This window comes from Burkholderia ubonensis (assembly GCF_902833085.1).
In the GTDB taxonomy this organism is placed as follows: Bacteria; Pseudomonadota; Gammaproteobacteria; order Burkholderiales; family Burkholderiaceae; genus Burkholderia; species Burkholderia ubonensis.
The window spans coordinates 14,755-29,700 of record NZ_CADFEB010000009.1 but is presented as its reverse complement, the minus strand read 5'-3'; the positions used below and the strand labels follow the sequence as shown (position 1 = coordinate 29,700).

At 60.3% G+C, this 14,946-nt stretch carries 11 protein-coding genes and 2 pseudogenes; 3 read left to right on the top strand and 10 right to left on the bottom strand.

Features of this window, described 5'->3' with window-relative positions:
• Positions 1-125: 125 nt before the first annotated feature.
• Positions 126-1,484 carry an MFS transporter gene (locus tag HWX31_RS24330; RefSeq protein ID WP_174960680.1) on the top strand — a complete coding sequence of 453 codons (1,359 nt, stop codon included), beginning with the start codon at positions 126-128 and terminating at the stop codon, positions 1,482-1,484.
• Positions 1,485-1,530: 46 nt separating this feature from the next.
• Here the strand turns inward: HWX31_RS24330 and HWX31_RS24325 are convergent, their stop codons facing one another.
• The 3 genes from HWX31_RS24325 to HWX31_RS24315 form a co-directional block, all read right to left on the bottom strand.
• Entirely contained in the window at positions 1,531-1,779 is a 249-nt protein-coding gene (locus HWX31_RS24325; protein WP_010093371.1) for a hypothetical protein, read from the bottom strand.
• Between the two features lie 108 nt (positions 1,780-1,887).
• On the bottom strand, positions 1,888-2,505 hold the full coding sequence (locus HWX31_RS24320; protein ID WP_059725764.1) for a LysE family translocator: 618 nt from the start codon (positions 2,503-2,505) through the stop codon (positions 1,888-1,890).
• 250 nt (positions 2,506-2,755) lie between these two features.
• The gene (locus HWX31_RS24315) at positions 2,756-3,436 is read right to left on the bottom strand and encodes a hypothetical protein (protein ID WP_174960678.1); all 681 of its coding nucleotides are present in this window, start codon (positions 3,434-3,436) and stop codon (positions 2,756-2,758) included.
• Between the two features lie 1,062 nt (positions 3,437-4,498).
• Between HWX31_RS24315 and HWX31_RS24310 the strand changes: the two genes are divergently transcribed.
• Positions 4,499-8,380 carry an NACHT domain-containing protein gene (locus HWX31_RS24310; RefSeq protein ID WP_174960676.1) on the top strand — a complete coding sequence of 1,294 codons (3,882 nt, stop codon included), beginning with the start codon at positions 4,499-4,501 and terminating at the stop codon, positions 8,378-8,380.
• 114 nt (positions 8,381-8,494) lie between these two features.
• Positions 8,495-8,785 (top strand): annotated as a pseudogene (locus HWX31_RS24305) (integrase core domain-containing protein); the annotation flags it as partial.
• Positions 8,786-8,809: 24 nt separating this feature from the next.
• On the opposite strand, the gene HWX31_RS24300 reads toward HWX31_RS24305, so the two are convergent.
• The 7 genes and pseudogenes from HWX31_RS24300 to HWX31_RS35045 form a co-directional block, all read right to left on the bottom strand.
• Entirely contained in the window at positions 8,810-9,607 is a 798-nt protein-coding gene (locus tag HWX31_RS24300; protein WP_244143851.1) for an ABC transporter permease, read from the bottom strand.
• Between the two features lie 19 nt (positions 9,608-9,626).
• The gene (locus HWX31_RS24295; RefSeq protein ID WP_174960672.1) at positions 9,627-10,817 is read right to left on the bottom strand and encodes an ABC transporter substrate-binding protein; all 1,191 of its coding nucleotides are present in this window, start codon (positions 10,815-10,817) and stop codon (positions 9,627-9,629) included.
• 28 nt (positions 10,818-10,845) lie between these two features.
• The gene (locus HWX31_RS24290; RefSeq protein ID WP_174960868.1) at positions 10,846-11,607 is read right to left on the bottom strand and encodes an ABC transporter ATP-binding protein; all 762 of its coding nucleotides are present in this window, start codon (positions 11,605-11,607) and stop codon (positions 10,846-10,848) included.
• A complete protein-coding gene (locus tag HWX31_RS24285) occupies positions 11,607-12,686 on the bottom strand; it encodes an acyl-CoA dehydrogenase family protein (protein WP_174960670.1) in 1,080 nt (359 codons plus the stop codon). The genes HWX31_RS24290 and HWX31_RS24285 overlap by 1 nt, the downstream gene beginning before the upstream one ends.
• A complete protein-coding gene (locus tag HWX31_RS24280) occupies positions 12,683-13,249 on the bottom strand; it encodes a carboxymuconolactone decarboxylase family protein (protein WP_174960866.1) in 567 nt (188 codons plus the stop codon). Before HWX31_RS24280 ends, HWX31_RS24285 begins: the two co-directional genes overlap by 4 nt.
• A gap of 91 nt (positions 13,250-13,340) precedes the next feature.
• The gene (locus HWX31_RS24275) at positions 13,341-14,321 is read right to left on the bottom strand and encodes an AraC family transcriptional regulator (RefSeq protein ID WP_341829973.1); all 981 of its coding nucleotides are present in this window, start codon (positions 14,319-14,321) and stop codon (positions 13,341-13,343) included.
• Positions 14,322-14,594: 273 nt separating this feature from the next.
• A pseudogene (locus HWX31_RS35045) lies at positions 14,595-14,775 on the bottom strand (DUF2384 domain-containing protein); the annotation flags it as partial.
• Between the last annotated feature and the right edge of the window lie 171 nt (positions 14,776-14,946).

Below are 14,946 nucleotides of genomic sequence, written 5' to 3'. Positions count from 1 at the left end.
CCGCGTGAACGGGCTGACAACAAACGTGCCGACAGTGCATCGGCACGCAGCGCATCGAATCCGGTGCGCAATCAAAGGAAGGCGCGGCCGATGAGCCGCGACGCTTATATATCAGGAGACAGGCGATGAATCGCACCCCGGTCGTCAACGTACAGACCTTCATCAACGAGCAGCCGTTCGGCGGCTTCCAGTGGCTCGTCTTCCTCATGTGTTTCGTGATCGTCCTGCTGGACGGTTTCGACACCGCCGCGATCGGCTTCATTGCGCCGTCGCTGCTGACCGAATGGCATCTCACCAAGCCGGATCTCGCGCCCGTGCTCAGCGCCGCGCTGTTCGGCCTCGCGTGCGGCGCGCTCGTGTCGGGCCCGCTGTCCGACCGTCTCGGGCGCCGCGCGCTGCTGCTCGGCTCGGTGTTCCTGTTCGGCGCGGCGTGTCTCGTTTCCTCGTTTTCGTCGGGCATCGAACAGCTGACGGTCCTGCGTTTCGTCACTGGCGTCGGCCTGGGTGCGGCGATGCCGAACGCCGTCACGATGATGGGCGAGTTCTGCCCGGACAAGCGCCGCGCGACCGTGATCAACCTGATGTTCTGCGGCTTTCCGCTCGGCGCCGCATTCGGCGGTTTCCTCGCCGCGTGGATGATTCCGCATTTCGGCTGGCGCAGCGTGCTGATGCTGGGCGGCGTGACGCCGTTGCTGCTCGGCGTCCTGCTGCTCGTCAAGATGCCGGAATCGGTCCGCTTCATGGTCGCGAACAGCCAGCCCGTCGACCGCATCCGCGCGACGCTGGCGCGCATTTCGCGCGACGCGCTGAACGCCGCCTCGTTCGTGATGACGGAGACGGCGCCGCAGACGGGCAGCAAGGGCATCGGCGTCGTGCTGTCGCGCTCGTACGTTGTCGGCTCCGTGATGCTGTGGCTGGCCTACTTCATGGGCCTCGTGATCTTCTACGCGTCGATCAACTGGATGCCGATCCTGCTGAAGGAGGCCGGCCTGACCCCGAAAAGCGCGACGCTGATCTCGGCGCTGTTCCCGCTGGGCGGCGTCGGCGCCGTGCTGTGCGGCGTGCTGATGGACCGCTTCAATGCGAACCGCGTGATTGCCGTGTGCTATGCGCTGACGGCCGTCAGCGTCTACGCGATCGGGCAGGCGGTCGGCAACGTCGGGCTGCTCGTGCTGATCGTGTTCGTCGCCGGCGTACTGATGAACACCGCGCAATCGTCGATGCCCGCGCTGGCGGCCGCGTTCTATCCGACCGAGGGGCGCGGCACCGGCGTCGCATGGATGCTCGGCGTCGGGCGCTTCGGCGGGATTGCCGGTTCGTTTCTCGTCGCCGAGCTGACGCGCCGCCACTTCACGTTCGCGGGCGTGTTCGCGACGATCGCCGTTGCAGGCGTGCTGTCCTGCGTCGCGCTGCTGATCAAGCAGACCGCGCGGCCGTATGAGGCCGCGCCGTCGTCGGGCAACGCGGAGCCGCTCGGACATTGATCGAGGAAGCCGGGGCGCTGCCGGGCGGTAGGGCTGGGCAGCGCCGCTATTCTTCCGCGTCGTGTTCCTTGACGAAGTTGCGCAGATACGCGAGCAGCGCGGCATCGCGGCTGCGATGATCGGCGAGGTTGGGGGCGCCCACGTCGTCCTCCTCGCCGAACAGGCTCGGCGGCGCGCTATACGTGCCGACCTCGATGTCCTCGCGCAGAATCCGGATGTGGTGGGTCTCCTGGTGATATTCGGCGACCCAGTGCATTCCTTCGATGTGCTCGCCTGCTCTCAGCGTTGGCTTCATCCGTTGTCTCCCGACAGCAGCGGCTCTACCGGCGCAGCGGTTTTGCACGCCCGGAATTCAAGCGTACGCCAGCGTGCCGTGAATCTCAACGAGCGCGCTCATTGCCGCTTATCGCGCCAGCAGATGCGCGACGAGCGGATACAGGGACAGAATCAACAGCACGGCCATCGTGACGTTGAACATGCGCAGCGCGCGCGGGTTCGACAGGAAATGTCGCAGGCCCTGGCCGAACGCCGCCCACAGGCAGATGCACGGGAAGCCGATCAGGATGAACACGACGGCCATCCACGCGGCGTTCATCCCGTAGTCGGCTGACAGCCGGACCGTCGTCGCGGCGGTCAGCACCATCATCCATGCTTTCGGATTGACCCACTGGAACGCGGCGGCTTCGACGAACGTCATCGGCCGCGCCTTGCCGCCGTGCGCGCTGACCTGGCCGGACGTGCCGATTCGCCACGCGAGATACAGCAGGTAGGCGACGCTCGCGACCTCGAGGATCGTGTACAGCGCCGGGACGCGCTTGAATGCTTCGCCGAGACCGAAGCCGACGCACAGCATCAGGATCGCGACGCCGATGCTGATGCCGAACAGATGCGGCATCGTGCGGCGGAAGCCGAAGTTGACGCCGGACGCGAGCAGCATCGTGTTGTTCGGGCCGGGCGTGATCGACGTGACGAGCGCGAACAGCATGCCGGCGGGCAGCGCGCTCAGGGTGAGGAATTCCATTGCGTGACTCTCCATCGGTGAGGCGGGGGATGGAGGCAGTCTAGCGACAGTTTTCTGTACAGTACCGGTACAGTTGGTTTGACGGATGCCGGTACGGAGAGGGGGTGTCGTGCTGATTGACGGGCGATTAGACGGAGGTTAGGCGCCGATTTCGCAATGCAGAATACGTAAATTTATGCATCTACGACGCCTATGTCTTCCGCTTAGTCAAAAATCGCCGTACCTTATTTCGGCGCTTGGCCAACTTTGACTAAAGAGCACATTTCCGTGGAAGTTCGAACTTCACGCCGGTGACTCCCTTTGCGGCCGTAACATAATTCTCATCACCTAAGGACGCCGTTCGATAGTTGGATGGCATCTTGCACTCCACGCCTGGGTACATGTCAAACTCGTATATCGAGTTGCCAATGAGCCATTCTATTTTTGGATTGTTCTCGCCTAGGGCGTACAGAAAAATTTTTGGTGTAACGGCTCCAACCACGGAATAGAAGATCGTTTGAAAAATAACCGTCGCAATTATGTAGCGGTATCTTTCATTTTTAATCTCAATGCCCAAAAGCCATTTCGTGATTCGTGGCGAGTCCTTCATGAATTTTGAGGTGTATATCACGATTGGGGTGAGGAATATGGATAGTGGCACATAGATTGCGCCGGCGGCCACAAACAGGAAGGGAATGGTGAAGATCGCCAGAAATGACAGGGTGTGCGGGAATGTCGAAGGTGGAACGTGAGTCAATTCACCGATGACTTTTCCTGAGATGCTAAAGGCAAGATTGGAGCCAATGGCAAATGCAATCGCAATGAGGCCTTTTCCAATCAAGGTGCTGGAAAGTGAAGTGTATATCCGACAAATATCATATGTCGCTACGCCGAGGCAGTATGTGTAGAACAAAAATAGAAGCGGAACGAACAGCGTCTTGGGGTCCAGCAAGTAGATGTATATCAGAAATGGAATGCAAAGTACAACGTTAAGGTACAGTTGCTGATGGCGACTGAGTCCTTCATACCAACTTAGTGAGATTTTTAGAATATTAGAAAACAAAAATCTCCCGGGATAGTTGATCTGCAAGGTTCTTATGCCGACGGTCGGAATTAGTAATATTAAGCTTGTGGTGAGGTATACGGTTCGCCAACTGGCTGGGATTAAAGTCATCAGTGCCGCCAGCATCGCAGTGCATATGAATACTCTCTTTAATAAGTCCCGAAAATTTTCGCGTCGACTCGGAGATGGGCTTGGATTGTTGTCGACTGGTTTGGGATTGTTTGATTTTGCGCTATTCTGCATCGGCTGGTTCGATTGTTGATGGGTTGTCGTGCTTTGGGATGTGATGCCCGTTCCTGATATCGGCGGGAGGAAGAATAACTTTAGATCTGATGCGCCAATGGCAAATGTCGATGTGAAGCAGCCGATCTTTGTTGTGATATGAATTTCAAGAAAAGTGACCTTTAGTCTGATATCGGTGAGTGATGCATATTGCGTTCACGTGGAGGTCTGATGTGGTTTGGGCTGCCGGAGAGCTCACACCAAGTTGTCAGGATCCAAAATTCATGCTCAGGGAATCCTGATTCCCACCTTGGTTGCGGCCATGTCGTGCTCACCAGCACCTTGATTCCGGCACTTCGTCGATAATTGCGAGCAGTTCACTCTCTTAACGATGTCGCGCAAAAATGCAGTACACAAGCTAACGGCGATGAACCTTGTCTTCAGGGGGGCGACAGGACAACACAAATTTGAACGAGCAACGAGCAATTCCAGTGGCCGTTGCCTCCGCCGGCAACGGCCAGTGGTGACCGGTTGAATCCGCCACCCATTACGGTCGTTCAAATTTCGGCGACCGACGTCTGCTTTGCGGCTTATTGCTGCTGATGGTCCCGGTGCACGTACTCTCGCTTTGGAGCGTATCGATCGTGCCGCACATCTTTTCCTCAAGCGGCTTGAGCAATTTCGTGGCGCCGACGTTCGGCATAATGCTGCTTACGGAGGTGCAATCAGATGTCGAGTGAAAATTGGGGAGGGAGTGCAGCGGCGGGCGGCTTAACCTTTCAAGCTGCTATTTCCGCTGTCTGCATGGTTCACATGGCATGTGGTCGACCACTTCACTGGTCGACTTGCGCGAACGACACGCCGATCAATATTGCCTCTGAAACCGGCGGTGCAGGCGACGACGTTGCTTTGCAGCTGGTGGGAGGCGAAAGTCTTGAAATTCAAGCCAAGCGACGCCTTACGAGTGGGCCGGAGCTCTGGAATGCTTTGATGGCGCTGTGTCGCCGCGCGATCGAAGATTCAAGCTTTTATGGTGTGCTGGCTATCGGGCCGTCATCCAGTGCGTCGATCCGCGAGCAGCTCGCACGCGACCTCGTGCGGCTCGGGGCGAATCGACGCGACGACCTTTCATCGAACGGTGCCAACCTTGCCAATAAGTTGGACGACGCTGGAATCTCGATTACTGCCTGCGCTCGAGTGCGGATCCAAACCGTCCATGTTCTAGACCAAGATGGCGCTTCCTCACAAGCCGCGATCGCTCATCTGGGCTACATCACAGCGCAACCTAACGCTGCGTGGAAGGAGCTGACCGCCGAAGGAATGCGCATGATCCAGATGCGCGGTCGCCAAGATACCGTTTCGATTGCCAATGTTATTCCGGGCCTGCGCGATACCGCTACCGGCGGCGTGGCCCCGGTGGTGCTTGCAAAACAGCTCATCCGTTGGACCCTGAGTACAACCGGCGCCTTTGAAATCCCCGGTTTCGCCAAGACTTTTTCCCTGGATGACGACTGGATCCAGTTGAAGGCTCGTGCTCGTGACAATTCCGAGGGTAGCTTCTCAAGCCTCCAGGACGCCCTGAGTCGATATCACGACGGGCCGTCGGCAGGCAAGCGGCGACACGAAGCACATGACTACAGCGCAGAGACGCTGGGCTATTTTGTGAGACATTGCGTCGTGGTGGCCGGTCCAGGAATGGGTAAAACACTGCTGCTGCGCCGGATCTCTCGTCTCCTCGCGCACAAGAACGAACCCGCCCTGATTGTCCGTCTGCGCCCTTTGGCCGAGCGCATCCGAGCGGGGGACACATGCCTCGATGCAGCCCTGCACGTTGGGTTGGACGGGTCCTCCTTGCGACCGCAAGACGTTCTCACGATCGGCCTGGAGAACCTCACGCTCCTGCTTGATGGGCTGGATGAGGCAGGGGGCGAGCAAGAACAAATTGCGAATACCGTGGCTGCGTTCGCGGTCTCATTTCCTCGTTGCCGAATCGTCGTCGTCACGAGGCCAATCGGCTACGACACCGCGCTGCTGAATTCATGGGCGCATTACGAACTGCTTCCCATCGAGTCGTCAGATGCCAAGCGCAGCGTAGAACGATTGGTAAACGCTGGTGAGAGCAGTGCAACTGCAAACATCAAGCAGGCGACTGCCGCCGCTACAAGCCACTTTGATTACAAGAGCGAGCATCAGTTCTCAGCAAGGAGCCCTTTGCTGGTTGCTCTCCTAGCCTCCTTAGCGCTCAACGGAATAGTCGCTGCGGAGACCAGGGAAGGTCTCTATGGGCAGCTATTCACTTTAATTGAGCGGATGGCTGCGAGGAAGCAGAACGATGGAAAAGTCACCCCTGCTGTCCTTAATGCATTTCTACAGCAACTTGGCTGGGAGCTCACCGAACACCCGTACGCGGATCTCAAGACGGTGCTGACTGCGTGCGCAGAGAGACTCGGACCCCAGTTGGCCGAACCACCCTTGAAAGCGCGTTCAATCTGCGACGAAGCGCTGAGGTTCTGGGAGGCGGGCGGCATTATCGAACGCGTCCGCTTCAAGACCACCGAGGCCTTGACGTTTGTCCACAAGACATTCGGAGAGTTTGCAGCAGCCCAGTATGTCCTGGCGCAGCCAGCAGATGAGCAATTGGAATTGTTGCGACGCATCGAGCCCTTGCGGCAATGGTATGAGGTCGTCGTGTTTCTTAGCGCGCTCGGATTGGGGCTGGAACTCGTACGGCTTGCTCTTGAAGACACCGCACCGGAACCGCATCGTGAGCTGAAGTGGGCTAGGTATAGCAAAGACGCGCTGGATGAGACGACAGCTCAAGTCGTCCTAAAGCGTTCGTGGTATGCCGTCGCTGGCCTTCATAGCGGTCAGGCGCTTCAAGCTGGAGTAGCTCTTCTGGCTGCTGTGGATAAGCTTCCTGGCGCTGACGTCACCGCCCAAGGTCACCTTGACCACGATCAGTGGTGGACTGCGCTGGTGGGGTGGGCGTGCACGATTCGTTCCAACCCTGGGCTGCTGGACTTCGCGCGACTGAGCAATTTCATGGATTCGTATGTGGAGCGAGCGGATACGATCAGGCTCAATCGGGGTTTCAACGTGAATAATCCATCGCGTCAGCTTTGGGAGGATGTGCTGCTTCCTGCCGCCAAGGAGGCTGTTCGTCGCGGTATAGGGCCGGACGAGCAATTGTTCATTGCGCGTGTGAAGCAATCTCTTGGTGCGCGGAGTATGGGCTTCGTGAGCGAGCTCTCTTACATACTGAAAGAAGCAGGTGTCGAAGTAGAGCTTTCGGGCTACGGGTCCGAGATATCAAGGTTCTTCTCCCCAGAGTATTTCGAAGAGGGACGCAGAGAAATGCTTTGGCTCTTGGAAGCCATCTGCCCACAAGGCTATAAAGCGCCCGAGCCAGTAGAGCCTCCATTTCTTCACCTGAGTGCTTTCTGGTATGGGTCAGGGCTGATGGATATGGAAATTTCAGCTGCGACTCTGGCAACGGATGCGGAAGGGGCAACCGGGGCGAGAGCGCTCATCGCGCTTACAGCGCATCTGAGCACCTACAACTACCGGCAACTAATTGCCGAAGCGCAGACAAAAATCACCACACTGAAGGCGGCCAGTGGTTTGATGCGTAGCTTCGAGGGTCTGGAGGCCGTTGACGCGCCAGTTCATTTTCACGGTGATCCGCCTGACGAGATGGTCAACGTGCTGACAGCAGGCCTGCTTCATCGATCGAGGTGGATTGTCTACCTGGCGGCGAACTTGGCGGAACACTACCTCACCACGGCCCAAGCCGCCGAATTGACGCCGAAGGTCTTCGCGAAGGCGCAGGATTTTGGACTCGCGGGAGCAGCCCATCTAGCCCTGCACTTTCTCGGAAAAGACGTTGCTCGCGAGTTGATTGTTCAACGTCTCAAAGAACCTTTGAATCAGGGCTGCATGCACCTGTTCGACTACCTGATACAGGTCTGGGATCCGTCTCTCGAGTTACGAGCAGACGAACTCCTCAGGCGCTCCTTGTTCCACGAACCGCATACCGCTGAGGCTGCCCTTGAGTTGGTGCAGGCGTGTACAGCGGAACGTCGCCAGGCGTTGGAGCCGTTGCTAAAGCAAGCATATGATCATTGGTTGCAGCACGAGGACCCGTACCCCACGGGAGGGGGGGTGATCCCACCAAGTCCGAGGGGCAAAATCCTCAAGCTCATGATCGAGGGTCAGTCAGTCGCGACCAACGTACTTTTCACGGCTGCTTGTGACGTCCGCTCAGACGTGGCGAGCGCCGCGAGGTCGGCTCTTGTGAAGCTAATGGTGTCGTCCAGTGATGCGAGAAAAGAGTTGGTCCAACGCATTGCTGCGGGCGAGCCGCTGCAAGCACTTCTGCGTGAGTCGCTAGGCGAGAAGGTCGCATTTGATTCCGATGAGGTGCAGTCAATTGTGACTTTGCTCGCATCGTCACATGCGGAGGACCGGCACGGCGCGATTGACATCCTTGACCTTAGGTATCTCGACGCGGATCAAATCAGAGTTTGGTGCGAGAAGCTCCGCAGTGACACCACTCAATACATTCGCGACAGTGCGTATGAAAAGTTGTCGGCACTTGATCAAACCTTGTGACAAAGCAGCTTGATTTCGCATCCACAGTGGCGCACCGTCCTGAACGATCTTGATTTTTCTGAAGACTGATAGAACCTTTAAGACGGTAGGGCTTGGACTTCCTATGCCTGAGCTGCCGCCCGCGTCATGTGCTGGTTGCGCGATGCGTCTATCGGTCCGGCCTTCATCACGCCCGGTGGCCCATGGCAAAACGGCTTCGTTGAAAGCTTCAATGGCAAGCTGCGCGACGAGTTGCTGAATCGCGAATGGTTCCGTAGCCGCGCCGAAGCCAAGGTGCTCATCGAGCAGTGGCGACAGTTCTACAACGAGCGACGCCGGCATAGCGCTCACCGCTACCAACCTCCGGCCACGGTCCGTCGAGCCTGGCTGGAGTCCGATAATATCGACGCGAGACTCACTGCCTGATTGGCTACAAAATTCCGCCGCAGGTCAATCCCGCACGGTCACGTCGCTCGATAGGCGCGCAGCGATAGCGCGCGCTGCCAGGTCCAGCAGAAAGCCCAGTACGCCGATCACGAGTATGACGGCCATCAGTTCCGAATACGCCAGCCGGTCACGTGTGTCGAGAATCAGATAGCCGAGTCCCGCGCTCACGCCGAGCATTTCCGCCGGGACCAGCACGATCCACAAGATGCCGATGGCGAGGCGCACGCCGGTGAGCACATGCGCAGCGATGCCCGGCACGTAGATGTGCCAGAGCATTTCCGCGCGCGTGGCGGCAAGACTTTCGCCAAGCTGGATCCAGCGCCGGTCGAGATGTGCGACGCCCGATGCCGTGCTCATCACGAGTGGCCATACGGCGGAGAACCCGAGCAGAAAATACACCGCACGATCGCCGACGCCGAGCGACATCACCGCAAGCGGCATCCACGAAAGCGGCGAGATCATACGGAGAAACTGCAGCGTCGGCGAGAGCGTCCGTTCGAGCCAGCGCAGACGACCGAGCGCGAATCCCAACGGCACGCCGACCACGAGCGCCCACGCAAGCCCGACAGCGATGCGCTTGAGACTGGTCGCCACATGCACGAGCAACTGATCTTCGGCTACGAGCGAGGGCAGAGCTTCAAAGGCCCGCTGCGGGGCGAACTGTGCGGCCATCGCATTGTGGCCCGCGAGCAGCGTGACGGCGAGCCACCAGAGCGCCAATGCGGCCGCCAACCCCGCACCCCCCAGCGCGATGCTGCGCCAATGCGTGGACGCAGGCGCACGGCGCCGCGCGGATGACAACGTTTCCCGGACAAGCACGCTAGACAACGATCGTCTCCTTGCGCGTATAACCCGTATCCAGACCGAACGCCGACAAGCCCCCCAAAGCTTCCATGCTCTTTTTCACGAACCGGTCATCGACCAGATCGCTTGCGACCCGTTTCGGATCGAGCGACGCGAGGAACTGGCTCGCGCCTTCCACTTGTGTCGTTTTCAGCCGGCGCACGAGTTCTTCCGTGTAGCTCGGATACGGATACGGCTGAAAGTCGATGCGCTTCGAGCCCCAGTTCGCGTGCTGGATCACCCGATCGCCGAGATAGCGCCCCTGATCGGCTGCTTGCGGTGCGAGCACGCGTGCGAGCAGTTGCGATGCGTGCGGCGTGTAGCGATTCGGGCCTTCTTTCGACAGCAGCTTTGCCGCCTCTTGCGGATTGGCGCGCGTCCACAGTTGCGCGTTGACGATCGCATCGACGACCTTCTGCGACCACGCCGCGCGTTGCGTCAGGTCCTGTTCGTGCATGAAGATCACACAGCATGCGTGGTTGCGCCACACGTCGCCCGTGAAGCGGAGAACCTTGCCGACGTTCAGTCGCTCGGCTGCCGCATTGAACGGCTCGGCGACGATATATCCCGCGATCTTTTTCGAGGCCAGCGCGGGCGGCATGTCGGACGGCGCCATCACGATCAGGTTGACTTCTTTCGGCCCTGGCGAGCCCGAATGCTTGAGCACGGGCGTCAGACCTTGCGCGCGCAGCATGTCCTGCAGCACGACGTTGTGAATCGAATACCAGAACGGCACGGCAACCGTCTTGCCGCCGAGGTTTGCCACGGTGTTCACGTCGGGCGAAACCGTCAATGCCGATCCGTTCACGTGATTCCATGCGACGACCTTCGCGGGCGCCTTGCTGCCGTAGCGCGCCCACACGGTCATCGGCGACAGCAGATGCACGACGTTGACCTGTCCCGAGAGGAAGGCCTCGACGAGTTGTGCCCAGCTTCGCAAGAGCGTCGGCTTCTCCGCCTGAATGCCGGCTGCATCGAAATAGCCGTTGTTGTGAGCCACGAGCAGCGGCGTCGCATCGGTGATCGGCAGATAGCCGATGCGCACGGGCGCATTCGGATCGGCTGCCGCGCGCGCATCGAACGATTTCAGAAGCGGCGCCGCACCCGCGACGGTAAAGAGCGACGCGAGCTTGAGCCATTCGCGTCGTGACATAGGTACGTTGCACATGAAGATTCCCCGCTTGTGTCTGCCGGATTCAAGCCGCCTCTGATATCGAGTTCTGCAGCGCTTGAAGAATGGATATGCGCAGCTCGCCGAGCGAGCGCACCTGCGTTTGCCGCGGCTGCGGAAGTTCGACTGCCCAGCGTCCGACCAGCGTGCCTCGATTGCCGAGCAGCACGATCTGATCGGCGACGAGCAGCGCTTCGTCGATGTCGTGAGTGACAAAAAGCGCTGACGCGCCCGTGTTTCGCACTGCTGCGATCAAAAGCTGCTGCATGTCGGCGCGGGTCACTTCGTCGAGCGCGCCGAACGGTTCGTCGAGCAGCAGGGCACGCGGCTCCCGGGCCAGACAGCGCGCCAGGGCCGTGCGTTGAGCCATCCCGCCTGAAAGTTGCGAGGGCAGCGAGTGCCGCGCATGTTCGAGCCCGACAGCGGCCAGTGCGTTTGTCACGCGTTCCTTGCGGTGCGCGCGCGTCAAGTGCGGTTGACGCGCGAAGGTGAGCCCGAACCCAACGTTGCGCTCGACCGTGAGCCACGGCAGCAGACACGGGTCCTGAAACGCGAGTGCGACTTCGGGACGTGGTCCGGCGACCGTCTCGCCGTCGACGCGAATCGTGCCGGATGTGATTCGCGTCAGACCGGCGATGGCACGCAATAGCGATGACTTGCCGCAACCGCTCGGCCCGAGCAGCGCAACGAGTTCACCGGGTGCGACCGACAGGTCGACGCCGTTCAGCACACCGCGCGAGGCATACCGGAGCGTGACGCCGCTCGCGACGATATGCGCGCTTTGCATCATGCCGCCGCCGTTCGTTGATGCCGCGCGAGCTGCGTTTTCAACTGGACGAGGCTCGGTGTCACGATGGGGATGAACGAAGCCTCGCGCACGCGTCGTGCACCGCCGCTCTGGCCGCGCAGATAGCCGCGCCCCCCAGTGGCCTGTACCTCGAGCGAGACCGCGTGCGAGACGGTACCGACGAGCGCGATGCGCAGTTCGAACATCGTCGCAGGCGAGTTGAAGAACGTGCCGTCGAGCACGCCTTGCTTCAGTTGCGCTGCCTGATCGGCGAGCTTCGTCTCGAGTTCGCGAATCTCCGCGCCGATCGATTCGCGCGACGCCTCGCTCGCCTCCAGCGCAGCCAGCAATGCACGTCGCGCGAGTCCGATCGACATACCGCATTGCAGACCGAGAAATGCCGGGCGCAAGCGTGCAAGCCATGCCGGTGCGTTGGTCGCGAGGCGATACGTTTCGGCGAGGACGGTGTTGCTCACACGCAGCGCGGCCGTATTGCTCGCGCGCAGGCCGATCAGGTCGAGATCTTCGCTGCGCTCGACGCCGGGCGCGTCGTGAGGTATAGCGAAGATGGAGGGCGGCGAGCCGTCGTCGTGATCGAACGCAGCCGCGGCGATGAAACCTTCACGCCGCAGGTTCGTGATCCACGGCAGGCTGCCGTTCAGAACGAACGAGGTTCCCCCGCGTGCCGCATGCATCTGCAAGGGCTCGATGTCGGACAGATACTTCATCGCGTTCGAAAGACCCGTGGCTCCCGCGATCTCACCGTTGAGCAGTGGCGTCAGCCAGCGTGCGCGCAGCGCCTCGTTGTCGCTTTGCAACACGTATTCGATGAAGGTGCGATGTCCCCACAGCACGAAGGCTGCCGTCAACGAGCGTTGCGCGACGGCGGCCACCGTGTCGATCGCGTCCGCGATCGTGCCGCCCGTGCCGCCCAACGCTTCCGGCACGCCGACGGCGACCGCGCACGAGCGCACCAGCTGCGGCAGGATATCTGTCGCGCGGGACGGGTCGACGTCGAGCGCTTCGGCGTTCGCGTCGAGCCAGGCGTCGAGCGCCTCGAAGCTCACCGGCGCGTTCATGCCGCCTGCGCCTTCGGCTCCCAGCGATACGCTTCGAGCTGCGGATTCAACGCGTTGCGCGCCAGGTTGTTCGCGAAGTTGCAAAGCGTCGCGAGGCTGATGCCGAGAATCACTTCGAGCGCGCCGGCGTCGCTGTAACCGGCGGATTTGAACGCGGCGAGCGCTTCGTCGGACACGGCGCCGCGCGTCGCGATCACTTCGCGTGTGAAGGTAGCGATCGCATTCAGGCGTACATCGGACAGCGCGCCCTGGGCGCGGATTTCATCGACGAGTGCTTCGGGCAATTGCGCCTTCTTCAGCGCGACAGCCGTATGACCAGCGACGCAGAAACCGCAGCCGTGAATCGCGGCGGCGGTGATCTGCACGACTTCGCGCTCGGCCAGCGTGAGACCGCTGCGCGAATTGATTTCGCCGACGGTCAGGTACGTTTCGATCGCAACCGGTGCATTGGCGAGTGCAGCGACCAGATTGGGCAAAAAACCATTGGCGGCTTGCGACTTCTGGAGAAAAGGACGGCTGGCTTCAGGTGCGCTTTCGATGGTTTGGAGAGGCAGGCGACTCATGGCATTCTCGATCGGAAAGCCATCATTGTTGGTGGCGCCAGTCGAGTCGGCAATGCGCCGCCGTCTCGCTTTCATGCGCGTTTGTCTCACGTCAATGTACGGGTGTTGCGCCGATGCTCTCGGGCTCGCGGCGGCATGTGCCCGGCGGTAGGCCGGTGACGCGTTTGAATGCCTGTGCAAAGGCGGATTCCGACTGATAACCGACATGCTCCGCGGTGCTGAGCGTCGATGCCCCATGCCGCAACATTTCCGCCGCGACCTTCATGCGCAGCAGCGCAAGGAATTGGGCGGGGGGCTGTCCGCATGCTTGCGCAAACTGCTTGCAGAAACGTGCGCGGGACATGTGGCAGAACGCCGCCATCGCGTGCGTGGTCCAGTCGTCGCCGGGTTTCTCGATGATCGCGCTGACGAGTGGCGTAAATTCGGTGCGACGCATGACTGACCAGAGGCCAGGCGCAAAATCGTCGTCGCTCGCGACCGCACGCAACGCGTAGAAAAACAGGGCATCCGTCAGACGGTTGATGAGCGGCGACGGCGCGTCTTGCGCACGCGCCGCTTCGGTGCGGATCAGATCGAACAGTGTGCGCGCGCCTGCCGTCTTCGCGTCGTTGTGCCGCGCGACGATGTGATCGGGCAGAAGACTCGTGATCGCATCGCCGAGATCGGAACGGAATTCAAAGAAACCACACGCCAGTGCGACGCCATCTTGTGCAGGGTCGTGCGCGGCGAGCGGCGTCATTGCGCCGATACGCACGGTGTATTCGTCATCGGACGGCGCGTTCGAGTCGGGCGTGAGGCAATGCGCCATGTCGTGCATCAGGAATACCGCATCGCCCGCGACGAGGTGCGTGCTTTGCGCAGCACGGCCGTTCCTGGCGGGCAAGTGCATCCAGCATGCGCCTTCCAGCACGAGATGGAAGCTCGCTTGCTGATGACCGGCGGTCGATGCACGATATACGCCGCAATACCGACCCACGTGGAAGAGGGTGCTGCGCAGTTCGAGTCCGGAGAGCAGCCAGTCGGCAGCCTGTTCGGCGGAGGTCGGCATGATGGGCGAAAGCAGCGAAGCCATTGGGAAGTCGACTGCGGACCTTGATCTTAGCGTCGTCCCGTTGCGTCGCAAAACAAGCGATCGTGGAAAGCATATATGTTCGCGGCATATATGCTCCCTGGCCGTTGGCGTCGACAGGTCGGTGCTTTTGCTCGACGTCACGCCGACTTCGAACAGACGATGTGTTTCATCGCGCCCGTTTCCGGCCGAGAGCTCGGCCGTAGGTGTCGAGGGATCTGTCCCGCACGAGTGGCGAGGCTTTCGGTCGGGAAGATGTCAGCAGTCTTGTAGCCAAAGGTCGGCAACGGCTCGGATGATCCGGAGCGCTTCCCGAAGGCACTTTTTGTGAGCTTTCGGACTTTGCCAGGCGGATCACCGTATTGCGATGGGCATGGGCTAGCCGTGCGAGCGTTTGCATATCGATATGCAAAGCGGCCGCGAAGCGTCGTGCCTAGACGATCGGCGCGGCGCAATCCGGGCCCCTCATGCCGATCGGTATCGCCGGAATCTAATACGCACTTCTGCGGCGACGTTTGTCGCCAAGTTCCTCCGAGACACTCGGACGGAGGCGGTTGACATTCCCAAAGACGACTTTTCTGAGGATTCCCGTGCCCAAGGACATCTTTTCTGAGAGCCCACAGTTGTT